This is a genomic window from Agrobacterium sp. NPDC090273 (genome assembly GCF_044772305.1).
Lineage (GTDB): Bacteria > Pseudomonadota > Alphaproteobacteria > Rhizobiales > Rhizobiaceae > Agrobacterium.
In genome coordinates this window covers 409,272-434,206 of the sequence record NZ_JBIVYN010000003.1, presented here as the reverse complement: position 1 = coordinate 434,206, position 24,935 = coordinate 409,272, and the positions used below count along the sequence as shown (strand labels likewise).

Here is a 24,935-nt window from a genome sequence, read left to right as displayed (position 1 = left end):
AAAACAAACAAAAAGGCCGGTCGGTATTTCCCCGACCGGCCTTCTTTTTCAGATCATCTGGCGACTTAGAGAGCAGCCGTAACGATGAACTCAACCTTGTAGTCAGGCGTTGCGAGAGCTGCTTCGCTCGTCGCACGTGCCGGCGGGTTTGCCGGGTCGATCCAGCCTTCCCAGACAGCGTTCATTTCACCGAAAGTCGACATGTCGGAGAGGTAGATGATCGTCTGGAGAACCTTCGACTTGTCGGAACCAGCCAGAGCCAGCAGGCGATCGACTTCAGCAAGAGCAGACTTGCTCTGCTCGGTGACGGATACACCTTCACCAACCTGACCGGCCAGGTAAACGGTGTTGCCGTGAACAACGGCGCCGCTCATACGCTTGCCCGGCTCGATGCGCTTGATGGTCATGATATAAACTCCTGTTGACTAGCTTTTAAAATAACAATGCGTGCCGGCAGTCAGCCGCGCAGATGATGGGTCTTTTCGTAGATCGCCGTCGAGCGCGCACCGGAACGGCAGTAACCGAGCATGGGGCGCTGCAACTCATCAAGCGCGTCCACCATGCCTGCAACCGCATCGGCATCGACACCGAAACGACCGACCGGCACATGCACGATAGTGATGCCGAGCTGTTCGGCGCGCTCAGCAATATCAGCAAAAAGCGGCTGGCCCTCTTCTTCGCCATCAGGGCGGTGGCAAACGATAGACTTGAAGCCCTGCGCCTTGATCTCGTCGAGGTCCGCAACGCTGATCTGGCCGCTTACGGAATATTCGTCGTCGATACGTCTGATATCCATCTTCATATCCTCCGATAACGCGGCAATCTCGCATCTGGGTGCCGCGCAGTCCTGAAATCCGCATCCGATGTAAGGGGTTAAAACGGGTGCGTCAATGACGCGCCGTTCCAATTCAAAGGCAGTTCAGAGAATAGAAAAGCGCAAACCATAGGTGCGGTTTTCACCCGGCTTAAGCATGTTGAACTCTTGCGCGGCGCGCAGGTCATCGCGCCCAACCCAGCGATGCGACACCGGCTCGATGCCAAGCACATTCGCCGGGCTTTTCTGGTTTCTCCACATCTGCAGATAAGGCAACGTATCGGTGCGAAACGCCACCTTGAGCGACCGTCCACCAATCGCGGCGATTGGTCCAAGCGTCAACTCGGCCCAGTCCGAGCCGCTTTGGCTCGCAGATACGCAAAATACGCTGCCCGGTTCCTCGCCAAAACGCCAGCTGTGCCCGCCATTTTCAAGCATGGCTCCTTCCAGCCTGACGCCATCATCGAACAGGCGCGCGCCGACGTTCATGTGATACATGTGAAAGACCGGCCGTATTTCGTCACTGGTATTGGTGACGCGGTCAGAGAGGCTGACTTCGCCGCTTTGTCCATCTATCCGCCACTCACGCTCCAGCAGGGCCGTCCCACCATCGGCAAGTGTCACGGGAACCTCAGCCCGCGCCAAAGCATTTCCTTCCGTAACCTCGAATGCCACGATCTTCGCAGGATGAGAGGAGAAGGAACCATGCAACGGATATTTCCGGCCTTCGGAACTGTCTTCGATCGGTTCGGGATGGCGAATATGGTCAGGACCGCAGGTAAACAGAAAACCTTCAAGCGAGTGATCGATACGGGGATCACCGTCATCGGGAATGGCGCGCCCCGGCGCAATGTCGGTATCGCCAACGAACAGCGAACCGATATCGAGAACGGATGTTTCATCAAGGAAAATACGTGGCGAACGTCCGGCCTGAAACTCGCGCAAAACAACCTCCTCCGTGGCAATAAAATCGCAGCGATCACGCAAACGCTATCAATCGTCAGCAAAATTAAGATTGCATTAACCCCGAATTCACCTTTTTCACAATAGGGTCAAGATTGCGGTGTGTTTGTCGGTGACCGAAACAAGGATTGCAGAATCGTGAAACAGTTTCTTAACGCAGCTATGGGCCTGACGATTGCAGCGGCAGCCGCGCTTGCACCGCTACAGGCTGGTGCGCAGCAGCGTTATGGCTATCAGGAACAACCGGTTCTCGTCACTCCGGATGGCCGCGTCCTCGACTTCGTGCCAGACCGCAACGATATCGTCATCAGCCGCGACGCCATGGGCCGTACCGTTCTTTACGACCGCTATGGTAACCTTCTCGCAACGGAAATGCCTCCGGGATACGGACAGCGGCGTCAGCAGGCGCAGCGCGACACCACCTACTATCCGCCGGCACCCGGCGGTCAGTACCGTGAACCGCAGCGCGACTACGGATATCAGGACAATGGCAGCGTGCGCGACTACCGTGAATATCGCGGTGACGGCAATGACAATGATCTTTACACCGGCTCGGTCCCGGGACCTGGCGCTGTCGAAAGCGCGCCGTTGGGCCAGCCTATGCCGGGAGAATCCACAACTGAAGCTGTTCCGCAGCCAGATCGACTGATCGAACGGCACACACCCGTTACGACGCCGGTCAACCGCTCACGTCAGGAGATCGTTGCGCTCCAGACCTTCCTCGACCGCGAGGGTGTTTCGCCCGGCGTGATAGACGGCAAGATGGGTGACAACGTCAACAAGGCCATCTCCGCCTGGCAGGACATGACCGGCGAAAAACTCGATCCGAACAATTCCGACGATATTCTGGAACGCCTGCGCTCTTCGGGCGGCATGCCGATCGTTGACTACACGATCACGGCAGCCGATGCGGCCGGTCCTTATGTCGCGTCCATTCCGGATGACTATGCTGAGAAATCGCAGCTTCCTGCCCTGTCTTTCACGTCTACCTCGGAAGCCTTGGCCGAGCGTTTCCATATGGACGAGAACTATCTGAAGGAATTGAACCCCGGCGTCGACTTCACTGTCCCCGGTACGATCATTAAGGTCGTGAACCCTGGCGACACGAAAAAGGGACAGGTCGCCCGCATTGTTGCCCACAAGGGCATCAAGCAGGTCTTTGCCTATGGTCAGGACGGCAATCTGATCGCAGCCTATCCGGCAACCATCGGCTCCACCGATACCCCGTCGCCAAGTGGCACGCATACGGTTGAGCGTATCGCTCTTAATCCCGGCTACACCTACAATCCGAAGATCAACTTCAAGCAGGGCCAGAACGACAAGATTCTGCAGATCCCGCCGGGTCCGAACGGACCTGTTGGCACCGTCTGGATCGCTCTGTCGAAGCCGACCTACGGCATCCACGGCACACCCGAGCCATCCAAGATCGGCAAGACCAACAGCCATGGCTGTATTCGTCTGACCAACTGGGACGCTACGGAACTGGCAAAAATGGTGCGCCCCGGCGTCGTCGTTGAATTCGCGGAGTAAGGTTTCTGACCGACCCCAAAAAAGAAAGCCCCGGAGCAGATGCTGCCGGGGCTTTTTCATAAGAAGCAGTTATCCACGTTTCTCGGTCAGGAAGTAGACAAGCGCCGCAACAGGCATCGCAAAGCCGACCCAGGAAGCGATCGACCATTCTCCGACCGAATAAGCCCAACCGCCCACCGCCGACCCGATGGCGCCGCCCATGAAAAAGGTTGCCATGTAGATACCATTCAGGCGGCCGCGGAATTCGGCGCCGAGGGTGAAGATAGCACGCTGCCCAAGCACGAGGTTGGTGGTGACACCGAAGTCCAGAACGATGGCGGCGACGACTAGGATGGCCAGTGCAAGATGCGATCCTTCGGGTGCGAGATGCGTGACGACAAAGGACAATGCGACCATGACCATCGCCGCAAAGGTTGCGGAATAGGTCCAGCCGCGGTCTGCCACGCGTCCCGCAATCGGCGCTGCCACGGCACCCGCCGCACCTGCAAGAGCAAATAGCGCGATTTCTCCCTGGTTCAGGTTGAAGTGCGGACCGCTGAGATAAAGCGGTGTGGTTGTCCAGAACAGACTGAACGCTGCAAACATGAAGGCATGATAGATGGCTCGGCGTTGCAGCAGCGGCGTGTTGACGGCAAGCTTACCCATTGACGCCATCAGCGCACCGTAGCCCAGACGTGACTCGGGCTGTCGAACCGGCAGCAGTCGAAAGAGGACGACAGCAAGAATTGCCATTACCAGGGCCGAAACCAGATAGACGCCCCGCCACGAGACGACTTCCGACAGCAGACTGGACACCGGCCGTGCCAGCATGATGCCGACCATCAGACCACTCATGACGTTTCCGACGACGCGACCACGTATGGCGTGCGGCGCCATATGGGCGGCATAGGGAACAATGACCTGAACGGCAACGGAACTGACCCCGATCAGAAACGCCGCAAACAGGAAGGGGCTGGCATGCGGCGCGAAGGCGGCAGCAACAAGTGACAGCACTGCCATGGACACAGCACTGACGACAAGCTTGCGGTTCTCGACGAGATCTCCAAGCGGCACGACGAACAGCAGGCCGACGCCATAACCGATCTGTGTCAAAGTGACGATCAGGCCGGTGGCAGCCGAAGAAAGGCCGAGTTCTGCACCGATAATGCCTGCAAGTGGCTGACCGTAATAGAGATTGGCAGCAATCAACCCACAGGCGCTGGCCAGTAAGAATGTCAAAGCGGGGGATATGGATGCCTCATGCAACCCTTGCCCCTCAATCGTCCGTGTCGTCATCATAGTCTCCAAATTCGGAAATATTCATTTCCTAAATAGTCGTAAAATCAAATGGCAATTCAAAGGGCGAGCCGCATCGCGACATCGACCACGCCGATCATCTGCTCGAGCGTCCGCCCGGTTTTTCCGACCACGCGCATTCCATACATCAAACACAACATCGACCGGGCCAAATCATCGGCATCAACATCCGGATTGATGGAACCATCCTGCTGTCCCTCACGCACGATGCGCGAAATGATCTTTTCCCTCGCCTTCACAGCCCTGTCGACAACGGCAGCCATGTCATCATCAAGTGCTGCGAGATCCGCGACAGCACCGACCACAAGACATCCTTCCGACCCTGAGGCGCCATGAGAACGAGACGCATAGAACATCATCCCAGCCCGCAGACGCTCGCGACCTGTACCAAGCCCGGCGATCGCCTGTTCGAACCGCTCTGTCTGAACTGTTCTATAGCGATCCATCGCCGCGATGAAGACAGCCTTCTTGTCTTTGAACGCTTTGTAGATACTGCCCTGAGCCAGTTCCATCGCGATGGCGAGATCACCGATCGACGTGGCATGATAACCACGCTCGGAAAAAACCCGGATGGCACCGTCAAGCGCTGGTTCGATATCGAACTCACGCGGCCTGCCGCGTTGACGCTGATCCTGACTGGCAATTTCTGTTTTCGTGCTCATGATCGCTATATAGAAAACGATCATTTCCAAATCAAGAAAAAATTTGGGCTGCCTTTGGACAAGACAGCCCGTCCTGATGTGTCAGGCGGCCTTACGCATGAAAATGGCACGCGGTTGCGCGCCTGAACGCAACATCCGACGCGGAAGAAGACTGAGCACCTCGGTCGCAAACGCGCGGGCATTGTCCTGCGCCTTGTCGACATTGCTGACCTTGCCCTTATCAAGACAGTGCAGCGTGCCGCCATAATCGAAAATATCGCGATAGGCTGCCCGTTCGGCGATTGGCGTGTTCAGGACCGATACATTTCGCTCCGCCAGCAGCATTTTGACCAGCAACAAAGATCGCGTGGCAACCATCGCATTCACGCGGGTCAGCACGACGGAATGTGAGATGGCTTTGTCCATTTTGCGATTCAGGAAATCGATATGTTCCAGCACTTCCGCCGCACCGCGCGCATCCATGGCACAGCCCTGAACGGGGATGAGGACGTGATCGGATATACCGAGCGCCATGGTCAGCAACGGATTTTTCGTTCCCGGCAAGTCTATGATGAAACAGTCCGTATTGATCCTGTTCTCACGAATATGGCCCTCCAGCGAGGCCATGGTGACGTGCGAGATAACGGAAAGGTTCTGGATTTCACCAGAGAGTTCGTACCATCGAGAAATCCACAATTGCGGATCAGCGTCGAGAACCGTAACGCGGTGCCCCACCCGGGCCAATTCTGTTGCAAGCAGCAGAACTGCAGTTGTTTTCCCTGCCCCGCCTTTGGTGTTGGCAAATGTAATGACAGACATGTCGTCTCCGATAAATCGGAGCCGGATCATGCTCCCATGCGCACCGGACAAATCATGGTGCTTTCCATAAGCTTAACGATCATGGTTAACAAATGGATAAGATCGTTTCGCGGCGCAGTAAAAACCCGCGAGGATCAGCGATCGTCGCGGGTTTCTTACTCGACTATCGGAGCTTGCGGCACGAACCGACATCGACCGGTCGTGGTCGCCCGGCCTTAAGATCCTCATATCGCGGCAGGCTTTTATCAGGACCACCCATTCTCTTTTCGAATGCGGCGCGATCAAGCGTCATCACACGCCCCGCACTGGTGAACGAAACCATGCCGTTCTTCCCTGAATAAGCCAACGATGCTCGCAACTCACAAAAGTAACGAACAGGTCCTTTCGATAGGGTCCAACCCTTCACGCCAGCCTTGTTGTTACTCAGCGCAGCAACCTTGTAGCCTTGCCCGGAAAGCCCCTGAAAATTTTCAGCATGAGCGACAACGGGAAGGCTGAAAATCGCCAACGCAATGAGAGGCCCGAAAAAGGGCAGTTCCAGCTTCATCACAAATGCCTTTTAAAAGCAGTCTTCGAACAGTTTTTTTGTGTTCTCCAGGGTCATTTCAACCGGATTGCCGCCGCAACTCGGATCTTTGATCGCTTCAGCCACAAGTTCATCGATACGATCCGGCTTGATGCCCATGGCCGTCAGGTTTTCCGGCACGCCAAGCTCCTTGCGAAGCTCCAGAACGTAATCATAGAAGCCATCGAAACCGCCGGAAATACCGAGATACGCTGCCGCGCGGCCGATTTTGTCCTCGATGGCCGGACGGTTGAAGCGCAGGACCGCCGGCATGACAACGGCGTTGGTCATGCCATGATGGGTATTGTAGACAGCACCAATCGGGTGCGACAGCGAATGGATCGCACCAAGCCCCTTCTGGAACGCCACGGCACCCATTGCCGCCGCTGCCATCATATTCGTGCGCGCCTCGATATCCGTTCCCTCGCGATAGGCACGCGGCAGGAATTCCTTGACCAGCCGAAGACCTTCCAGCGCAACGCCGGCGCTCATCGGATGGTAGAACGGTGAGGAATATGCCTCGAGGCAATGTGCAAACGCGTCCATGCCTGTCCCAGCCGTGATGACCTTCGGCATACCGACCGTCAGTTCAGGGTCGCAGATCACCACGCCTGGAAGCATCTTCGGATGGAAGATGATCTTTTTCACATGAGTCTGCGAGTTGGTGATGACGCTGGCACGCCCGACTTCCGAACCGGTCCCCGCCGTGGTTGGAACGGCGACGATTGGCGCGATCTTCGACGCATCGGCCCGTGTCCACCAGTCACCAATATCTTCGAAGTCCCAGACAGGACGTGTCTGTCCGGCCATGAAAGCAATGGTCTTGCCAAGATCGAGACCGGACCCGCCACCGAAGGCAACAACACCGTCGTGGCCGCCATCGCGATACACTTTAAGACCCGCGTCGAGATTGATCTCGTTCGGATTCTGGTCGACGTCGGCAAAAAGTGCACGACCGAGACCCGCCTCTTCCAGGACGTCGAGCGCGTGGCCGGTGATCGCCATATTCGCCAGACCACGATCCGTCACCAGCAGCGGTTTCTTTATGCCAAGTGTCTTGCAGGCATCGGCCAGTTCCTTGATACGACCACGTCCGAGCTTGACGGCAGTGGGATAACTCCAGTTGGCGACGATATTCATTTCGTGACTTTCTTCAGATGGTAGGATTTCGGGCGGGTCAGGTTCTGGAAGCCGAGTACGGAAAGCGATCCGCCACGACCGGTTTCCTTCACGCCGGTCCAGCAGAGCGCCGGGTCGAGATAGTCCGCCCGGTTCATGAACACGGTTCCGGTTTCAATCTCGCGGCCGATCCGCCCCGCACGTGCAGCGTCCTGCGTCCACAGCGAAGCGGTCAGACCGTATTTGCTGTCGTTCATCAGGGAGATGGCTTCATCGTCGTTCTTGACCTTCATGATGCCGACGGCCGGACCAAATGTCTCTTCCGTCATGAACTCCATCGAGTGGTCGACATTGACGAGAACCTGCGGAGCGACATAAGCACTCTCGCCGTCATCGGCCGGGAAAAGTTTTGCGTCGACCAAGGCTTTTGCGCCCTTGGAAACGGCATCGGCGATCTGGGCGCGAACGACCTTGGCGAAGCGCTTGTTGGCCATTGGTCCGAGCGTCGTCTCCTGCTCCAGCGGGTTTCCGAGCTTGTAGTTCGAAACCCAGGCGACGGACTTCTCGACGAAGGCATCGTAGAGATTTTCATTGACGTAGACACGCTCGATACCGCAGCAGCACTGCCCGGAGTTATAGGTGGCTCCGTCCATCAGCGTATCGACGGCGGCGTCGAGATCGGCGTCTTCCATCACATAGCCGGGGTCCTTGCCGCCAAGTTCCAGGCCAAGCCCGGTGAAGGTTCCAGCCGCAGCCCGTTCGATGGCGCGACCACCTTCCACCGATCCGGTGAAATTGACGAAGTTGAACAGCCCCTCGGAAATCAGCGCCGATGTTGTCGCATGATCGAGGAAAACATTGATGAAGACGTCCTCCGGCACACCCGCCTCGACAAAGGCGCGCACCATACGCTCTCCGACCAGCAGGGTTTGCGCGGCATGCTTGATGACAACCGTGTTGCCAGCCATCAAAGCTGGAGCAACCGTATTGATCGCCGTCATGTAGGGGTAGTTCCAAGGCGCGATCACGAAGACAACGCCATGGGCCTCACGCTCGATACGACGTTCGAAATTGCCACTTTCCTCGATGACCAAAGGGGCCAAAGCATCCGCCGCAATCGATGCGACATAATTCGAGCGCTCGTTGAACCCCTTGAATTCCCCGCCATAGCGAACCGGACGGCCCATCATGTGGGCCAGTTCCGGCACAACTTCTCCAACCATCTCGTTCAGCCGTGCAACGCCTTTCAAGACAAGCTGCACGCGGTCTTCAAGCGGGCGTCGAGCCCAGTCCTTCTGAGCCTTGCGCGCCTTTGCGACGGCGGCGCGCGCCGCCTCCAGCGGCATCGCCTCACGCTCGGCATAAACCGAGCCATCAATCGGCGAAATATTCTGGATCATTGTCATGATAAATTCCCGTAATGATTAGGCTCTCTCGAAACCGCGGGCGACTTCCCAGTCCGTCACGCGGCGGTCGTATTCTTCCTGCTCCCATTTTGCAGCGCGCACATAGTGGTCGATCACGTCGTCACCAAAGGCGTCGCGCAGCATTTTCGACCCATGCAGAAAGGTCGTTGCATCACGCAGCGTCTTTGGTATCTCGCGCACCTCTCCACCATAGGCATCGCCGACAAAGGCGGGCTCAAGTTCCAGCTTATTTTCGATGCCGTCAATGCCCGCCGCAAGCAATGCCGCCATGGCAAGATAGGGATTGAGGTCAGAGCCGCCGACACGGCATTCTACCCGGATCGCCTTCGTGTCTTCTCCGCAAAGACGGTAGCCAGCGGTGCGGTTGTCCAGGCTCCAGATTGCCTTTGTCGGCGCGAAGGTTCCGGCCATGAAACGCTTGTAGGAGTTGATATAAGGCGCCAGGAAATAGGTGATTTCGCTGGCATGCGCCAAAAGCCCGGCAACATAGTGCCGCATCAGCTCGGACATGCCGTGCTCTGCATCCTTGTCGAAGAAAGCGGAGGTCTTGCCATCGGCGCTCCACAACGACTGATGAATATGAGAGGAGCTTCCTGCCGCGCTGTAGTTCCATTTGGCGAGGAACGTGACAGCTTTGCCCTTTGACCAGGCAATTTCCTTTGTCGCGTTCTTGATGATGGCATGCCGGTCGGCCATGGTCAGAGCGTCTGCATAACGGACGTTGATTTCCTCCTGGCCGGCTGAAGCCTCACCCTTGGAGTTTTCGACCGGAATGCCGGCCCCCTGCAGCCCTTTGCGCAGGGCGCGCATGACATCTTCTTCCTTGGTCGTCTGAAAGATGTGATAGTCTTCGTTGTAACCGCTGGCGAGATTGAGATTGCGGTATCCGTTGGCACGCGCTGCGTCAAAAGTCTGGTCGAACAGGAAGAACTCCAGTTCGCTGGCCATATAGGCTTTCAGCCCCATCGCCTCCAGACGTGCGACCTGCTTCTTCAACAGCGCACGCGGTGAATGCGGCACTTCGGCGTGCGTGTGATGATCCAGCACGTCGCACAGCACCAGCGCTGTGCCTTCCAGCCAAGGTACTTTGCGCAACGTCGAAAGATCCGGCTTCATCGTATAGTCGCCGTAACCCCGTTCCCAGCTCGATGCCTTGTAACCCGGAACCGTCTCCATCTCCATGTCAGTGGCAAGCAGATAGTTGCAGCTATGGGTTTCCTGAAAGGCGCTCTCGACGAAAAACTCCGCCTGAAAACGCTTCCCCATCAAACGGCCCTGCATATCCACCAGACATGCGAGAACGGTGTCGATGCGCCCGTCGGCGACATCCAGTTTGAGGGCATCGAATGAGTAGGTCGCCATGTCTTGTGTCCGTTCCCTTTTATATTTTATGGGGGCGGCCGTTTACCGGCCGCCCGTTACAATCAATGTCAGGCCTTTGCAGCCGAGGTGGCATTTGCCGCTGCCTGTTTGTGCTCCATCGCAAATTCTTCCTCCGGCGAGAGGATCAGGCGATGACGGCCGACGAAGGCGAAGTAGGCAATAGCGACGGCGAACCAGACGGCCACCCACAGCACACCCTTGCTGAAATTGGGGTCCTGGATCTGGTAAAGCAGCGTGACGATGGCAATGACGATTGTGAGGACAGCACCGGGAATGCCGAAAGGCGAGCGGAACGGCCGTTCAATATGCGGCAGGTTCTTCCTGAGCAGGATGAATGAAATTGCCTGCATGATGTAGGAGAACATCGCACCGAAGACTGCCATGTTCAAAAGTACGCTGCCGATGATACTGCCGCCCTGCTCCGCACCAAGCGCGAACCAGATGGCGAGCATCACGGCCAGACCGACCACGGCACCGGCAATGTTGGCAACGAATGGCGTCTTGTATCTGGAGTGGGTGATCGAAAGCGCCGTCGGGAAATAACCCGCACGCGACAGCGAGTAAATCTGGCGGCCTTGTGCGTAAAGGATCGTGTGGAAGCTGGCGATAAGACCGGTCAGTGCCACAAGACCGAGCAGAACCACGCCACCGTCACCATAGATCGCCTTGAAACCATCCAGCAGCGGCTCAAGCGATGAACCAAGGTGGAAAGCGCCAACACCCGGAAGCGATGGGTTGAGCAGCACGATCATGAAAGCCGACACCATCAGCGTAACCATGCCGAGAATGATGCCCTTTGGCATGTCGCGCTTCGGATCAACGGATTCTTCTGCCGCCAGCGGAAGCTGCTCGATGGCAAGAAACAGCCAGACCGCAAAAGGCAAGGTTGCCAGAACACCGGAGAAACCGAAGGGGAAGAACGAGCCGTTGCCTTCCGGCAGTTCGACCGCAGCGCCATCCGGACCGACGCCGATATTCAGCGCCCAGCGCGAGAAGTCGATGTTGGGGATGGCGCTCATCCAGAAGAACACCAGAACGCCAAGCGAAATCAGCGTGATGACCAGCGTCACCTTGAAGGACAGTTCCAGTCCGAAAATGTTAAGCCCAAGGAAAATAAGGTAGAACACGATCCACACGAAGGGTGAATAGGCCGGATCAAGGCCCAGGATCGAGTTCACGTAGGCGGTGATGAATGTCACCACGACGGCGGGCGTCAGAACATACTCGACGTTCTCGCAAAGACCGGTGATGAAGCCGCCCCACGGGCCCATGGCGGTGCGTGCGAAAGAATAGGCCGCGCCAGTGTGCGGCAGAGCCGGGCTCATTTCCGCGATCGAAAACGTCAGTCCCAGATACATGATGGCGATGATGATGCCGGCAACCAGCATGCCACCCCAGCCGCCCGTGGCAAAACCGAAGTTCCAACCGGAAAAATGGCCTGAAATCACTGCGCCAACGCCCAGCGACCATAAAGACCACACGCCTGCATAACGGGAAAGACCCCGCTTTTCGAAATAGGATGCGTCCGCTTTTTTATAGCTGACGCCTGCTGATGAACTGTCCATGCCCTTCTCTCCTGATCTAAGAAAAAAACAAGCCAGTCAGCCGCTATTGGCCGATTGTGCCCCAGTCTCCGGCGCAGTCGGCACGCATGCACGACAACACCTCACGCACTCGCTGTTCCCTATCCGCATTGTGCCGTTCCGGCTTCTGTGCGGCTTTGTCATAAAAAGGCTGGCCCCGGTGTTTTCACCGTTGGCCAGCCTGTTGCTCCCTCACTCATCGAACGATGAGAGCGCCTTCCCCATAAGCTCGTATAGAAAATCGGCCATCGCAGACTGGTCGTCGGCAGTGGCAATCAGATCGTTTCGAATTTCGATCATCACATTCAAAAAACCGTCCGGCAGCGCGTGCAGCCTCAGCGTATGCGTTACGCCGTCATCCGGTCCGTAGGGTTCATTGCGCCTGACATCGAGGCCTGCCGCAGCCGACCGAAGCATCGCATCAGCCAAACGACTGTCGGTATCGTGCAGAATGCCGACCTCAACTTCGCGAAACCGGCCGTGATACACAGGCGTAAAGCTGTGAACGGTCACCACGACCGTCTTCTGCCCGTTTGCCTGCCGCTCTGCGATGATCGCATCGACGCGATCATGAAACGGCACATAAAGAGCTGAGGTGCGAGCGAATTTCTCCGCGTCATCGAGGTCGAAATTTCCGGGAATGTCGTGGATTTCACTCTTCACCGGCATCGCCGAAGACGACTCGGGAGGGCGATTGCAATCATAGATCAGTCGGGAGAAGCGTTGATAAACGAGCGTCGCATCAAGCTTTTGTGACAGCAATCGCGACACAGCCAATGCACCGGGGTCCCAGGCAACATGGCTCGATAACACATCTGCCGTCAGCCCCAATGTCCCGTATTTTTCTGGAACGGTCGCGGATGCATGCTCGCAGACGAGAAGCACATCGCCCTTTGCTGCTGCGTTTTCCACGGCGACGGCTTCCCCTTCCGCCTCAGTGAAAAACCGTGAACGTACCGTCATGCACGCACCCCGTCCGAAAAGCCCGCTGCCCCGCCAGCACGAAAAGAATTCTTCACATTATGGCGAGTGTCAAATGGAATTTTGAAATTATCTCTTCATTTTTCCATTGACTCGATGGCAGGCCCAGATGTTTTATTTTTTCAAACAGACCGGCGAAAAGACCGGAAGGGGAAAAGTTTGCGAAGCTCCACAGCAACGGTAGCAGACGTCATTCATGCGCATTATGAGACGCTGACCCGTTCTGAAAAGCGGTTGGCGGAAAGCCTTCTTGGCAACTACCCCGTTTCAGGTCTTGGAAGCATCACGACGATTGCGGAAAACGCCGGTGTTTCCACGCCAACCGTGGCGCGCATGGTGCAGAAACTGGGCTACAAGGGCTATCCCGAATTTCAGGCGCGTTTGCATCAGGAACTCGAGGCCACCATCTCCGGCCCCGTCGCCAAGCATGACAGATGGGCGACCAATGCACCGGGACTGCATATCCTCAATCGCTTTGCCGAAGCAATCACCAGCAATCTGCGCGAGACACTGAGTGATCTGGATACGGCGGATTTCGATAGTGCCGCGACGTTGCTCTCGGATAGAAAGCGCAGCATCTACTTCGTCGGCGGCCGCATCACCGGCGCGATTGCCGAGTATTTTTTCACGCATATGCAGGTCATCCGGCCCAAGACGGCGTTGATGTCGTCGAACTCCAGTTCATGGCCGCAATATATGCTGAACATGAACGCGGGTGACGTGCTGGTGATCTTCGATATCCGCCGCTACGAGCGGGACATGGTGACGCTGGCGCAGGTGGCCCATGACAATAATGTGAGCATATTGCTGTTCACCGATCAGTGGACATCGCCCGTTTCCCGCTTTGCCAAACACACCTTCCGCGTCAGAATAGAGGCACCCTCCGCGTGGGACAGCTCGGTGGTGACGCTGTTTGTGGTGGAAGCGCTGATCGAAGCGGTCCAGAGCAATGGCTGGGAGGAAACCCGTCAGCGCATGAATTCGCTGGAGGGGCTGTTTGAACAGACCCGGCTCTTCAGAAAACCGGGGAAAGGGGAAACTTAAAAACGGGCGTCTTATTTGCGCATTATCGTCGCCAAGGACGCAACACAGACTTATTATGTCGTTTCTCAAATATCACGGCGACAACAAGGCGCAATGATGGCAAGAAAACGGCCGGGACCATGAGAAGGGCGGGAAACTGCCCGACACAGTTGTCACATAACCTTCATGCAACCCACGTATCAGCGTCCGCCGACGCATGAGACACCAAGAGGAGAACCAAAGTGATCTCACACAGCCGCCGACTGCTATCGCTCACCACTGCTATGGTCATCGCATCCACCGCGATCGCTGCGGCCGAACCGAGCGCCGAACTGATCGCAGCCGCCAAGAAAGAAGGCATGCTGACGACCATCGCTCTGCCACACGACTGGTGCGGTTACGGCGACGTGATTGCTTCCTTCAAGGCAAAATATCCGGAAATCACCGTCAACGAACTGAACCCTGACGCCGGTTCTGCCGACGAAGTTGAAGCCGTAAAGGCCAACAAGGACAACAAGGGCCCGCAGGCACCTGACGTCATCGACGTCGGTCTCGCATTCGGCCCGCAGATGAAGGCTGAAGGCCTGCTGCAGCCTTACAAGGTTTCCACCTGGGACGAAATTCCGGACAACGTGAAGGATGCCGAAGGTTACTGGTACGGTGACTACTACGGCGTGATGTCCTTCATGGTGAACAAGGATCTCGTCAAGGAATCGCCGAAGGACTGGGCTGATCTCCTGAAGCCTGAATTCTCCGGTCAGGTCGCTCTCGCAGGTGACCCGCGCGCGTCCAACCAGGCAATCCTCAGCGTTCTCGCTGCTGGTCTTGCTGCCGATGCGAAGTCCGGCAAGGAAGCTGGCGAAGCTGGCCTGAAATACTTCGCCGACCTCAACAAGGCTGGCAACTTCCTGCCCGTTATCGGCAAGGCCGGTACGCTGGCGCAGGGCGCGACGCCGATCGTCGTTGCCTGGGACTACAACGCGCTTTCCTGGCAGAAAACGCTGAACGACAACCCGCCGACCGAAGTCGTCGTACCTGCCAAGGGCGTGCTTGCCGGTGTTTACGTTCAGGGCATCTCCGCTTACGCACCGCATCCGAACGCAGCCAAGCTGTGGATGGAACACCTCTATTCGGATGACGGTCAGCTCGGCTGGCTGAAGGGCTACTGCCACCCGATCCGCTTCAACGCCATGGTCAAGGCTGGCAAGGTTCCGCAGGAACTGATCGACAGCCTGCCACCGGCAGCAGCCTATGAGAAGGCCTACTTCCCAACCCTCGAGGAAGTGGATGCCAACAAGGCTGCTGTAACCGGCGGCTGGGACAGCGTTGTCGGCGCGAACGTGAAGTAAACTGTTGAAAACATTCACCCCGGCTTTTCAAAAGGCCGGGGTGCTTATTTGATAAAGCGTCTTGCGTTCCGCAGTCAGACTGAGCCCGTGCGCAACGACGCATGAAATTATTGAATCTGTTCATTGCCCCATCGGAAATTGTTTCCGGTTTACAGGCGATGCGCGAAACAGACCGTTTTAATGCGGCGTTTGGGGACACGGCATGGCATCAACAAACACCGGCGGACCATCCACCGTGGGCAAGAAATTGCCGCTTCACTGGATAGGTGTGGTGCCATTTGCCATTTTTGTCCTGCTCTTTCTGATTTTGCCGACGATGAAAATCGTCGTCGGCGCTTTTCAGAATGCGGAAGGCGGCTTCACGTTCGATAACATCATCGGACTGTTTACACCGTCCATTCTTGCAGCCTACTGGATTTCCATCAAAATCAGCATTGCATCGGCCTTCTTCGGCTGTCTGATCGGTTTTTCCGTGGCATCCGCAGTCGTGCTGGGTGGCTTGCCACAGAAAATTCGTGGGCCACTGCTGACCTTTTCCGGTGTTGCCTCGCAGTTTGCTGGCGTACCGCTTGCCTTCGCCTTCATCGCGACGCTTGGTCCCGTCGGTCTGATCACCCTGTTCTTGAAAACGCAGATCGGTATCGACCTGCGCATGCTGGGCTTCAACATCCTCTCCTTCTGGGGACTGACGATCACCTATCTGTTTTTCCAGATACCGTTGATGATCCTCATCATTACCCCGGCCCTTGATGGCCTGAAGCGCGAATGGCGTGAAGCAGCCGAAATCCTCGGCGCAAGCGGCACGCAATACTGGCGCATGGTGGCATTCCCCATTCTGCTGCCTTCGCTTCTCGGTACCTTCTCGCTGCTGTTCGCAAATGCTTTCGGCGCGGTTGCAACCGCCATCGCGTTGACCGGCTCATCGCTCAGCATCGTTCCGATCCTGCTGTTTGCGCAGATCCGCGGTGACGTCCTGGGCAATCCCAATCTTGGTTATGCGCTGGCCTTCGGCATGATTATCGTCACCTGCATCGCCAACACACTCTATATCTGGATGCGCACGCGCAGCGAGAGGTGGCTGAAATGAAGCGGCTTTTTGCCTGGGGCGCCCTGCTCTTCGGAATTCTCTATTTCGCCCTGCCGCTGATCGGCATGACAAACTTCTCGCTGAAAATGCGACGCGGCGAATATTCCTTCGACGCCTATGCCAAGGTCCTGAGCGACCCGCGCTTTCAGGAGACCTTCAGTTACTCCGTGATGATGGCATTGTTTACGATTGTCTTCGGTGTCGTGCTGGTGGTTCCAACAGCTTACTGGGTGCGGCTGAAGCTGCCTGGTCTGCGGCCGATCATTGAATTCATCACGCTTCTGCCGCTGGTCATCCCGGCCATCGTCATCGTCTTCGGTTATATCCGGCTCTATAACACTTCGAGCTGGCTTCCTCTCACGGGCACGATTACCGGCACCAATCTATTGCTGATGTTCGGTTATACGACCCTCGCGCTACCCTACATGTACCGCGCCGTCGATACCGGACTTCGAACCATCGATGTGGCGACGCTGACCGAAGCGGCGCAAAGCCTTGGTGCCGGTTGGACGACGATCCTTGCGCGTATCATTTTGCCGAATGTGCTGGTCGCCGTCTTGTCGGGAGCCTTCCTGACATTTGCCATTGTCATCGGTGAGTTCACCATGGCCGCACTTCTAAACCGACCGGCCTTTGGTCCCTATATGCAGTTGCTCGGCGCCAACCGCGCCTACGAACCGGCAGCGCTTGCCGTGATTTCCTTCGGCATCACCTGGGGTTGCCTTGGTTTGATTCAACTCGTTTCCCGCTATCAGAAGGGCACCCCTCCCAAGGGCTGAGGACAAGATTTTCATGAGCTTTTTGACACTCCAGAACATCAAGAAATCCTTCGGTCAGGTTCAGGTCGTGCACGACTTCAACATGGCCATCGAGAAGGGGGAATTCGTCTCCTTCCTCGGGCCATCGGGTTGCGGCAAGACCACCGTGCTTCGCATGATCGCCGGTTTCGAAACGCCGACGGACGGCTCCATCGTCATCAACGGCAAGAACCAGACGACGTTGAAACCGAACCAGCGCAACATCGGCATGGTGTTTCAGGCCTACGCCCTGTTCCCCAACATGAACGTCTACGACAACGTCGCTTTCGGCCTGAAGGTGGCAGGCAAGCCAAAGGCCGAGATCGACACGCGTGTGAAGGAAATGCTGGCGCTCATCCACCTGGAACATCTGGCGGACAGATACCCCTATCAGATGTCCGGTGGCCAGCAGCAGCGCGTGGCGCTGGCACGCGCCCTCGCCCCCAAACCGCAGGTCCTTCTTCTGGATGAGCCGCTTTCAGCACTGGATGCCAAAATCCGCGTCTCGCTGCGCGAAGAAATCCGCCAGATCCAGCAACAACTCGGGATCACCACGATCTTCGTGACGCATGATCAGGAAGAAGCCCTGTCGATTTCCGACCGCATCGTCGTCATGAATGCCGGCCGCGCCGACCAGATTGGCTCGCCGTTCGAGATCTACAATCAGCCCGCAACCCGTTTCGTCGCCTCGTTCGTCGGCACGCTGAACCTGATCGACGCGACGGTTGTCGACGCATCGACCAGCACTCTTCGCATCGGTGACCAGCAGGTGTCGCTGAAGAAACCGCTGTCGAAGAAGAACGGCGAAACGATTACCGTGGCGCTTCGCCCGGAAGCGGGCTCGCTGGCAGAAGGTGCCAAGGAAGACGTGGCAATTTCCGGCACGGTCACATCCAGCCACTTCCTGGGGTCGGTCATCCGCACGCGCATGGATGTCGGTGGCGCTATCCTGTCGTTTGACAGCTTCAACGATCCGGGCACGGCCCCGCCGTCCATCGGCGAGCGCGTCACACTGAAATTCGCATCAGAAGATTTGATGATTGTAGCAGAGTAACTGCCTTTTTCCTCCTGAGCAAAAAGGCTAGTCCAGTCTGAACTCAGGAGTGAAATCATGCGCGCACTGTTTTACGAACGCTTTGGCGAAGCCCCGAAAATCGCAACCCTGCCAGACCCCGAACCGACACCGGGCGGCGTGGTGGTCGAGGTCAAGGCAACCGGGCTTTGCCGCAGCGACTGGCACGGCTGGATGGGGCATGACAGCGACATCCACCTGCCGCATGTGCCCGGCCACGAATTCGCCGGGGTAATTTCCGCCGTTGGCAAAAATGTCATGCGTTTCAAGGTTGGAGACCGTGTGACCGTGCCATTCGTCTCCGGCTGCGGCCATTGCCAGGAATGCCGCTCGGGCAATCAGCAGGTGTGTGAAACGCAGTTCCAGCCAGGCTTCACCCACTGGGGCTCCTTCGCAGAATATGTCGCCATCGACTACGCTGACCAGAACCTCGTGCATCTCCCTGAAAGTATGGGCTTCGATACCGCAGCAAGCCTCGGCTGCCGTTTCGCAACCTCGTTCCGCGCTGTGGTGGATCAGGGCCGCCTGAAGGGCGGTGAGTGGCTGGCAGTGCACGGATGCGGCGGTGTTGGCCTCTCAGCAATCATGATCGGTGCTGGCCTTGGCGCGCAGATCGTTGCCATCGATATTGCCGAAGACAAGCTGGCGTTTGCCAAACAGCTCGGCGCAACCGTGACCATCAATAGCCGCAACGTTGCGGATGTGACGGAGGCAGTACGGGAAGTGACCGGTGGCGGCGCCCATGTGTCGGTGGATGCGCTGGGGCACCCGCAGACCTGCTGCAATTCCATCAGCAACCTGCGCCGTCGCGGACGCCATGTGCAGGTGGGTCTGATGCTGGCGGATCACTCCATGCCACAGATCCCGATGGCGCGTGTCATTGCCCATGAGCTGGAAATCTACGGCAGCCACGGCATGCAGGCGTGGCGCTATGACGACATGCTGGCGATGATCAAGACCGGTAAACTCTCACCGGAAAAACTCATCGGCCGTCACATCACACTTTCCGATGCCGTGACCGCCCTGCCCGCAATGGATAACTTCAAGGACAGCGGTATCAGCATCATTGACCGTTTTGAATGAGGCCAACCGCGTCGCGAGACGGAAACAGGCGACAAAAGACTTGAAATCCCGGTCTTATTGCCGCATGCGAACCTGCATAAAGTAATATGAGAAGAACCGCGTCATGTCTCCCACAACGACACCCGCCTCAGCGCGCCCGCTGAACGCACAGGATTACAGAACCCTTGGCCTGTCCGCCCTTGGCGGCGCTCTGGAATTCTACGACTTCATCATCTTCGTGTTTTTCGCCACCGTCATCGGCCATCTGTTTTTCCCACCGGAAATGCCCGACTGGCTGGTGATGATCCAGACCTTCGGTATTTTCGCCGCAGGCTATCTGGTGCGCCCTCTCGGTGGCATCGTGCTGGCGCATTATGGCGATCGTTATGGCCGCAAGCGTGTCTTTGCCTTTTCGATCCTGCTGATGGCTCTGTCGACACTCGGCATGGCTTTGATGCCGACTTACGCGACAATCGGTGTGGCTGCACCGATCCTGCTCATCGTGCTGCGCATGCTGCAGGGCGCGGCCATTGGCGGTGAAGTTCCCGGCGCATGGACCTTCGTGTCCGAGCATGTTCCCTTCCGCCGTGTTGGTCTTGCCTGCGGTTTCCTTACCTCCGGCCTCTCCTTCGGCATCATGCTCGGTTCGCTGATCGCCTTCGCCATCAACTCCATCTTCCCGCCGGAAGATGTTGCCGGTTACGCATGGCGCATCCCCTTCCTGCTGGGTGGCGTTTTCGGCCTGATTGCCGTTTACCTGCGCCGCTGGCTCGAGGAAACGCCGATCTTCACCGAGATGAAAAAGTCGAAGTCGTTGACGGACAAGCTGCCGCTTGGCCTCGTCCTGAAGCACCATATGCGCGGCGTGATCATCTCTGCTCTGCTGACCTGGGTGCTCTCAGCTGCCATCGTCGTCACAACGCTGATGACAGCGACATTCCTGCAGAAGCTTTACGGCTATACACCGACCCAGGCGCTTGCCGGCACCAGCTTCGGCACGCTGTTCCTGATCTTCGGCGTCATCATCGCCGGTGCGCTGATCGATCGTATCGGCAGCGGCATCTTCTTCATGTGTGCAAGTGTCTTCTTCGGCGTCGCCACCTTTGCCTTCTACAGCTACGCAGGCACTTCGCTGACAACCATGTTCGCGCTCTATGGCGTCATGGGTCTCTCGGTCGGCATGGCGGGTGCAGTGCCATACGTCATGGTCCGTGCCTTCCCGGCATCTGTCCGGTTCTCCGGCCTTTCCTTCGCCTACAACGTCTCCTACGCCGTCTTCGGTGGCCTGACACCGATTGCCGTGACAACAGCACTGGCCGTCAACCCCATGGCGCACGCCTGGTATCTGGTGTTCATCGCGGTTCTGGCCTTCTTCATTGGTGTGTACCTCTATCTGCGCGGCAGCGAGGTGGAGAGCCATGTCGGGATCGAGGAACTGGCAGCGCTTCGTTCGTAAGCAGACCGGAAACAACAAAAAAGCGCGGGTTTTTCCCGCGCTTTTTTCGTTTCTGGTGTGTCCCGGTCGAAGGCGATGCTGGACCGCCAACGACTTTAAATCTCAAGCCGCGCTATCGATTTCTTCCGCAGCATTCGTAGGCACATAGTTCAACACCGGCCCAAGCCAGCGCTCGACCTCTTCCACCGGCATATCCTTGCGGCGGGCATAGTCCAGCACCTGATCGCGCTCCACTTTCGCGACGCCGAAATAATAGCTTTCGGGATGGCCGATATAGAGGCCGGAAACGGATGAGCCAGGCCACATGGCATAGCTTTCCGTCAACTCCACGCCGGTCGCCTCGGTCGCGTCGAGAAGAGAAAACAGCATCTTCTTTTCCGTATGATCCGGTTGCGCCGGATACCCCGGTGCAGGGCGGATGCCGGCATAGGCCTCTGAAATCAGTTCCTCACCGTTGAAGTTCTCCTGCGGTGCATAACCCCAGAACTCGGTACGGACACGCTCATGCATACGCTCGGCAAAGGCTTCGGCGAACCGGTCGGCCAGCGCCTTGACGAGGATCGACGAGTAATCGTCGTTCGCGCGTTCGAAACGCTCGGCAATCGCCACTTCCTCGATACCAGCCGTCACCACGAAGCCCCCGACATAGTCAGCCACGCCGCTATCAACAGGAGCCACGAAGTCAGACATAGCCACATTCGGACGCCCGTCCCGTTTGGAAAGCTGTTGGCGCAGTGTAAAGAAGGTTGCAAGTTCTTCACCACGGCTTTCATCCGTAAAGACACGAATGTCGTCGCCAACGGCATTGGCCGGCCAGAAGCCGATGACCGCACGCGGACGGAACCACGTCTCGTCGATGATCTTCTTCAACATGGCCTGTGCATCGGCATAAAGCTGCCGTGCGGCCTCACCCTGCTTCTCGTCGTCAAGAATGGCGGGGAAGCGGCCCTTCAGCTCCCACGTCTGGAAGAACGGCGTCCAGTCGATGTAGCGCGAAAGCTCTTCCAGATCGTAGGTTTCAAAGACCTTCGTGCCAAAGAACTGCGGTTTGACTGGCTGGTAGCCAGACCAATCAACCTTCTGGGCGTTCTCGCGGGCGCGGGCAAGCGGCAAACGCTGCTTCTCACGCTCGTTGCGCACATGGGCTTCGGCAACCTTCGCATATTCGCTTCGGATACCTTCGATATAGGCTGGTTTCTGTTCTGCGGACAGGAGCGCGGAAACGACGCCGACGGCACGAGACGCGTCGGTAACATAAATTGCCTGCCCCTTTTCATAGCGCGGATGGATTTTGACAGCCGTGTGGACACGGCTCGTCGTCGCACCACCGATCAGCAGGGGAATATCGAAGCCCTGCCGCTCCATCTCTGCGGCCACATGCACCATTTCATCCAGCGACGGCGTAATGAGACCGGAAAGACCGATCACATCCACCTGTTCGGCAATCGCGGTTTCGAGGATCTTTGTGGTGGGTACCATCACACCGAGATCGATGATCTCGTAATTGTTGCAGGCAAGAACCACGCCGACGATGTTCTTGCCGATATCGTGAACGTCACCCTTGACGGTCGCCATCAGCACCTTGCCGGCAGCACTTCGCTCGCTGCCGCCATTGGCGCGCTTTTCCTCTTCCATGTAAGGCAGGAGAACGGCAACGGCCTGCTTCATCACGCGGGCAGATTTTACCACCTGCGGCAGGAACATCTTGCCGGAACCGAAGAGGTCGCCAACCACGTTCATACCGGCCATCAACGGGCCTTCGATGACGTGCAGCGGACGCTCCGCCTTCTGGCGTGCCTCTTCCGTATCAGCTTCGATGAATTCGGTAATGCCGTTGACCAGCGCATGCTCGAGGCGCTTTTCAACCGGCAGTTCGCGCCAGGACAGGTCCTGCGCCTTGGCTTCCTTTGCACCGGCGCCGCGGAAGCGTTCAGCAATTTCCAGCAGCCGCTCGGTCGCATCGTCGCGGCGGTTCAACACCACGTCTTCGCAGGCGTCGCGCAGTTCCGGGTCGATATTATCATAGACGGCAAGCTGGCCGGCGTTGACGATACCCATATCCATGCCAACCTGGATGGCATGGTAGAGGAACACGGCGTGCATGGCTTCGCGCACAGGCTCATTGCCGCGGAACGAGAAGGACAGGTTCGACACGCCACCGGAAATGTGTGTGAGCGGCATCGTCTCACGAATGGTCTTCGTCGCTTCGATGAAGTCCACACCGTAATTGTTATGCTCTTCAATGCCGGTCGCCACCGCAAACACATTCGGATCGAAGATGATATCTTCGGGCAGAAGTCCTGCCTTCTCCGTCAGAAGTTTATAGGCACGTGCGCAGATTTCTATCTTGCGCTGATAGGTGTCCGCCTGCCCGACTTCGTCAAAGGCCATGACGACAACAGCAGCGCCGTAGTTACGGACAAGCTTCGCCTGCTGGAGAAATTTCTCCTCGCCTTCCTTCAGCGAGATCGAGTTGACGATCGGCTTGCCCTGAACGCATTTCAGACCAGCCTCGATAATCTCGAACTTCGACGAGTCGATCATGACAGGAACGCGGGCGATATCCGGCTCGGCTGCGATCAGGTTGAGGAACTCGACCATAGCCTTTTCGGAATCGATCAGACCTTCGTCCATGTTGATGTCGATGATCTGCGCACCGTTTTCCACCTGATCGCGCGCAACAGCCAGCGCTGCCGTGTAATCGCCAGCGGTGATGAGCTTGCGGAAACGGGCCGAACCGGTGACGTTGGTACGTTCGCCGACGTTGACGAAGGGAATGTCCTTGGTCAGCACGAAGGGCTCGAGGCCCGAAAGTGACATGAATGGCTTGTGCTCGGGGATCGGGCGCGGCTTGTGGCCCTTCACCGCCTCGGCAATGGCGCGGATGTGATCCGGCGTCGAACCGCAGCAGCCGCCAACGATGTTGACGAGACCATCGCGGGCAAAGCCCTCGACCTGACGCGCCATCATTTCCGGCGTTTCGTCATACTGGCCGAATTCGTTCGGCAGACCCGCATTCGGATAGGCACAAATGAAGGTATCGGCCACATCCGACAATTCCTGAAGATGCGGACGCATTGCATCTGCACCGAGCGCACAGTTCAGGCCAATCGTGAACGGGCTCGCATGGCGCACGGAATTCCAGAATGCCGATGGTGTCTGGCCGGACAGAGTACGGCCCGAAAGATCCGTGATCGTACCGGAAATCATCACCGGAAGATGAATGCCCTTGGCCTCGAAGCGCTCTTCGCAGGCGAAGATCGCCGCCTTGGCGTTCAACGTATCGAAAATCGTTTCGATGAGGATGATATCCGCACCACCGTCGATCAGACCATCGATCTGCTCGCCATAGGCGATGCGCAGATCATCGAAAGAGACAGCGCGGTAACCGGGATTGTTGACGTCAGGCGAAATCGACGCCGTGCGGTTGGTCGGCCCGATGGCGCCTGCGACGAAACGGCGACGGCCATCTTCCCGCTCGGCACGGATCGCGGCACGACGGGCAACCTCCGCACCTTCGCGGTTGAGATCGTAAACCGCGCTCTCCATTTCGTAATCGGCCTGGGCTATGCGGGTCGAGGAAAACGTGTTGGTTTCCAGAATATCGGCGCCCGCCATGGCGTAACGATAGTGAATTTCTTCGATGGCATCCGGTTGGCTGAGGATCAGAAGGTCGTTGTTGCCCTTCTGGTGGCAAGCGCAGCCGATGAACCGATCACCGCGAAAATGATCTTCATCGAACCCAAGCCCCTGGATCTGCGTTCCCATTGCACCATCGAGAATGAGGATACGCTCATTGGCAGCTTCACGCAGCGCCTTCATGATTTCCGCGCCGTCGCGCTTTGCCCCTTCCGGGCCGAACAGGTCGTCAAACACGGGCACACTCCTCATTTCGATTTGCAGGTCGCAACGCGTCAAGTCACATAAAGATATGTTTATGTCAATATATCTTCAATGCATAGGTATGG

The 24,935-nt window shown here is 57.3% G+C and carries 21 protein-coding genes; 8 read left to right on the top strand and 13 right to left on the bottom strand.

The window, feature by feature from the left end; genetic code table 11:
* Positions 1-65: 65 nt before the first annotated feature.
* From ACIQT8_RS11320 to ACIQT8_RS11310, 3 genes are all read right to left on the bottom strand, one after another.
* The gene (locus tag ACIQT8_RS11320; RefSeq protein WP_138791013.1) at positions 66-407 is read right to left on the bottom strand and encodes a RidA family protein; all 342 of its coding nucleotides are present in this window, start codon (positions 405-407) and stop codon (positions 66-68) included.
* Positions 408-457: 50 nt separating this feature from the next.
* On the bottom strand, positions 458-796 hold the full coding sequence (locus ACIQT8_RS11315; protein ID WP_262523046.1) for a TIGR01244 family sulfur transferase: 339 nt from the start codon (positions 794-796) through the stop codon (positions 458-460).
* 123 nt (positions 797-919) lie between these two features.
* Complete coding sequence (locus tag ACIQT8_RS11310) at positions 920-1,759, bottom strand: DUF4432 family protein (protein ID WP_400965148.1); 840 nt, start codon at positions 1,757-1,759, stop codon at positions 920-922.
* 156 nt (positions 1,760-1,915) lie between these two features.
* Between ACIQT8_RS11310 and ACIQT8_RS11305 the strand changes: the two genes are divergently transcribed.
* Positions 1,916-3,307: a L,D-transpeptidase gene (locus ACIQT8_RS11305; protein ID WP_262523048.1), complete on the top strand. Its 1,392-nt coding sequence runs from the start codon at positions 1,916-1,918 to the stop codon at positions 3,305-3,307.
* 69 nt (positions 3,308-3,376) lie between these two features.
* Here the strand turns inward: ACIQT8_RS11305 and ACIQT8_RS11300 are convergent, their stop codons facing one another.
* From ACIQT8_RS11300 to ACIQT8_RS11260, 9 genes are all read right to left on the bottom strand, one after another.
* Positions 3,377-4,582: an MFS transporter gene (locus tag ACIQT8_RS11300; protein WP_400965145.1), complete on the bottom strand. Its 1,206-nt coding sequence runs from the start codon at positions 4,580-4,582 to the stop codon at positions 3,377-3,379.
* Positions 4,583-4,641: 59 nt separating this feature from the next.
* Positions 4,642-5,265 (bottom strand): TetR/AcrR family transcriptional regulator, encoded by a 624-nt coding sequence (locus ACIQT8_RS11295; RefSeq protein ID WP_400965143.1) that lies wholly within the window; start codon positions 5,263-5,265, stop codon positions 4,642-4,644.
* 81 nt (positions 5,266-5,346) lie between these two features.
* Positions 5,347-6,063, bottom strand: coding sequence for a ParA family protein (locus ACIQT8_RS11290; RefSeq protein ID WP_138791019.1), 717 nt, complete (start codon positions 6,061-6,063; stop codon positions 5,347-5,349).
* Between the two features lie 163 nt (positions 6,064-6,226).
* Positions 6,227-6,610: a hypothetical protein gene (locus tag ACIQT8_RS11285; RefSeq protein ID WP_400965141.1), complete on the bottom strand. Its 384-nt coding sequence runs from the start codon at positions 6,608-6,610 to the stop codon at positions 6,227-6,229.
* 12 nt (positions 6,611-6,622) lie between these two features.
* Positions 6,623-7,768, bottom strand: coding sequence for an iron-containing alcohol dehydrogenase (locus ACIQT8_RS11280; protein ID WP_400965139.1), 1,146 nt, complete (start codon positions 7,766-7,768; stop codon positions 6,623-6,625).
* The gene (locus tag ACIQT8_RS11275; protein WP_400965137.1) at positions 7,765-9,153 is read right to left on the bottom strand and encodes an aldehyde dehydrogenase family protein; all 1,389 of its coding nucleotides are present in this window, start codon (positions 9,151-9,153) and stop codon (positions 7,765-7,767) included. The genes ACIQT8_RS11280 and ACIQT8_RS11275 overlap by 4 nt, the downstream gene beginning before the upstream one ends.
* An 18-nt stretch (positions 9,154-9,171) precedes the next feature.
* Positions 9,172-10,536, bottom strand: a complete 1,365-nt coding sequence (locus ACIQT8_RS11270; RefSeq protein ID WP_400965135.1) for a glutamine synthetase family protein — start codon at positions 10,534-10,536, stop codon at positions 9,172-9,174.
* 68 nt (positions 10,537-10,604) lie between these two features.
* A complete protein-coding gene (locus ACIQT8_RS11265; RefSeq protein ID WP_400965133.1) occupies positions 10,605-12,122 on the bottom strand; it encodes an amino acid permease in 1,518 nt (505 codons plus the stop codon).
* A 210-nt stretch (positions 12,123-12,332) separates the two neighbouring features.
* On the bottom strand, positions 12,333-13,103 hold the full coding sequence (locus ACIQT8_RS11260) for an N-formylglutamate amidohydrolase (protein ID WP_138791024.1): 771 nt from the start codon (positions 13,101-13,103) through the stop codon (positions 12,333-12,335).
* 177 nt (positions 13,104-13,280) lie between these two features.
* On the opposite strand from ACIQT8_RS11260, the gene ACIQT8_RS11255 reads away from it, so the two are divergent.
* The 7 genes from ACIQT8_RS11255 to ACIQT8_RS11225 all read left to right on the top strand — a co-directional run bounded on the left by ACIQT8_RS11255 (position 13,281) and on the right by ACIQT8_RS11225 (position 20,967).
* Positions 13,281-14,165 (top strand): MurR/RpiR family transcriptional regulator, encoded by an 885-nt coding sequence (locus ACIQT8_RS11255; RefSeq protein ID WP_138791025.1) that lies wholly within the window; start codon positions 13,281-13,283, stop codon positions 14,163-14,165.
* Positions 14,166-14,386: 221 nt separating this feature from the next.
* Complete coding sequence (locus tag ACIQT8_RS11250; RefSeq protein WP_138791026.1) at positions 14,387-15,493, top strand: ABC transporter substrate-binding protein; 1,107 nt, start codon at positions 14,387-14,389, stop codon at positions 15,491-15,493.
* A 202-nt stretch (positions 15,494-15,695) separates the two neighbouring features.
* The gene (locus ACIQT8_RS11245) at positions 15,696-16,580 is read left to right on the top strand and encodes an ABC transporter permease (protein WP_400965130.1); all 885 of its coding nucleotides are present in this window, start codon (positions 15,696-15,698) and stop codon (positions 16,578-16,580) included.
* Positions 16,577-17,359, top strand: coding sequence for an iron ABC transporter permease (locus tag ACIQT8_RS11240; protein ID WP_138791028.1), 783 nt, complete (start codon positions 16,577-16,579; stop codon positions 17,357-17,359). Before ACIQT8_RS11245 ends, ACIQT8_RS11240 begins: the two co-directional genes overlap by 4 nt.
* 13 nt (positions 17,360-17,372) lie before the next feature.
* Positions 17,373-18,431 carry an ABC transporter ATP-binding protein gene (locus ACIQT8_RS11235; protein ID WP_138791029.1) on the top strand — a complete coding sequence of 353 codons (1,059 nt, stop codon included), beginning with the start codon at positions 17,373-17,375 and terminating at the stop codon, positions 18,429-18,431.
* Between the two features lie 57 nt (positions 18,432-18,488).
* Complete coding sequence (locus ACIQT8_RS11230) at positions 18,489-19,532, top strand: zinc-dependent alcohol dehydrogenase family protein (protein ID WP_400965127.1); 1,044 nt, start codon at positions 18,489-18,491, stop codon at positions 19,530-19,532.
* Between the two features lie 103 nt (positions 19,533-19,635).
* Positions 19,636-20,967, top strand: coding sequence for an MFS transporter (locus tag ACIQT8_RS11225; RefSeq protein WP_262523058.1), 1,332 nt, complete (start codon positions 19,636-19,638; stop codon positions 20,965-20,967).
* Between the two features lie 102 nt (positions 20,968-21,069).
* On the opposite strand, the gene metH is transcribed toward ACIQT8_RS11225, so the two are convergent.
* Positions 21,070-24,843, bottom strand: coding sequence for a methionine synthase (metH, locus tag ACIQT8_RS11220; RefSeq protein WP_400965124.1), 3,774 nt, complete (start codon positions 24,841-24,843; stop codon positions 21,070-21,072).
* Positions 24,844-24,935: the final 92 nt, after the last annotated feature.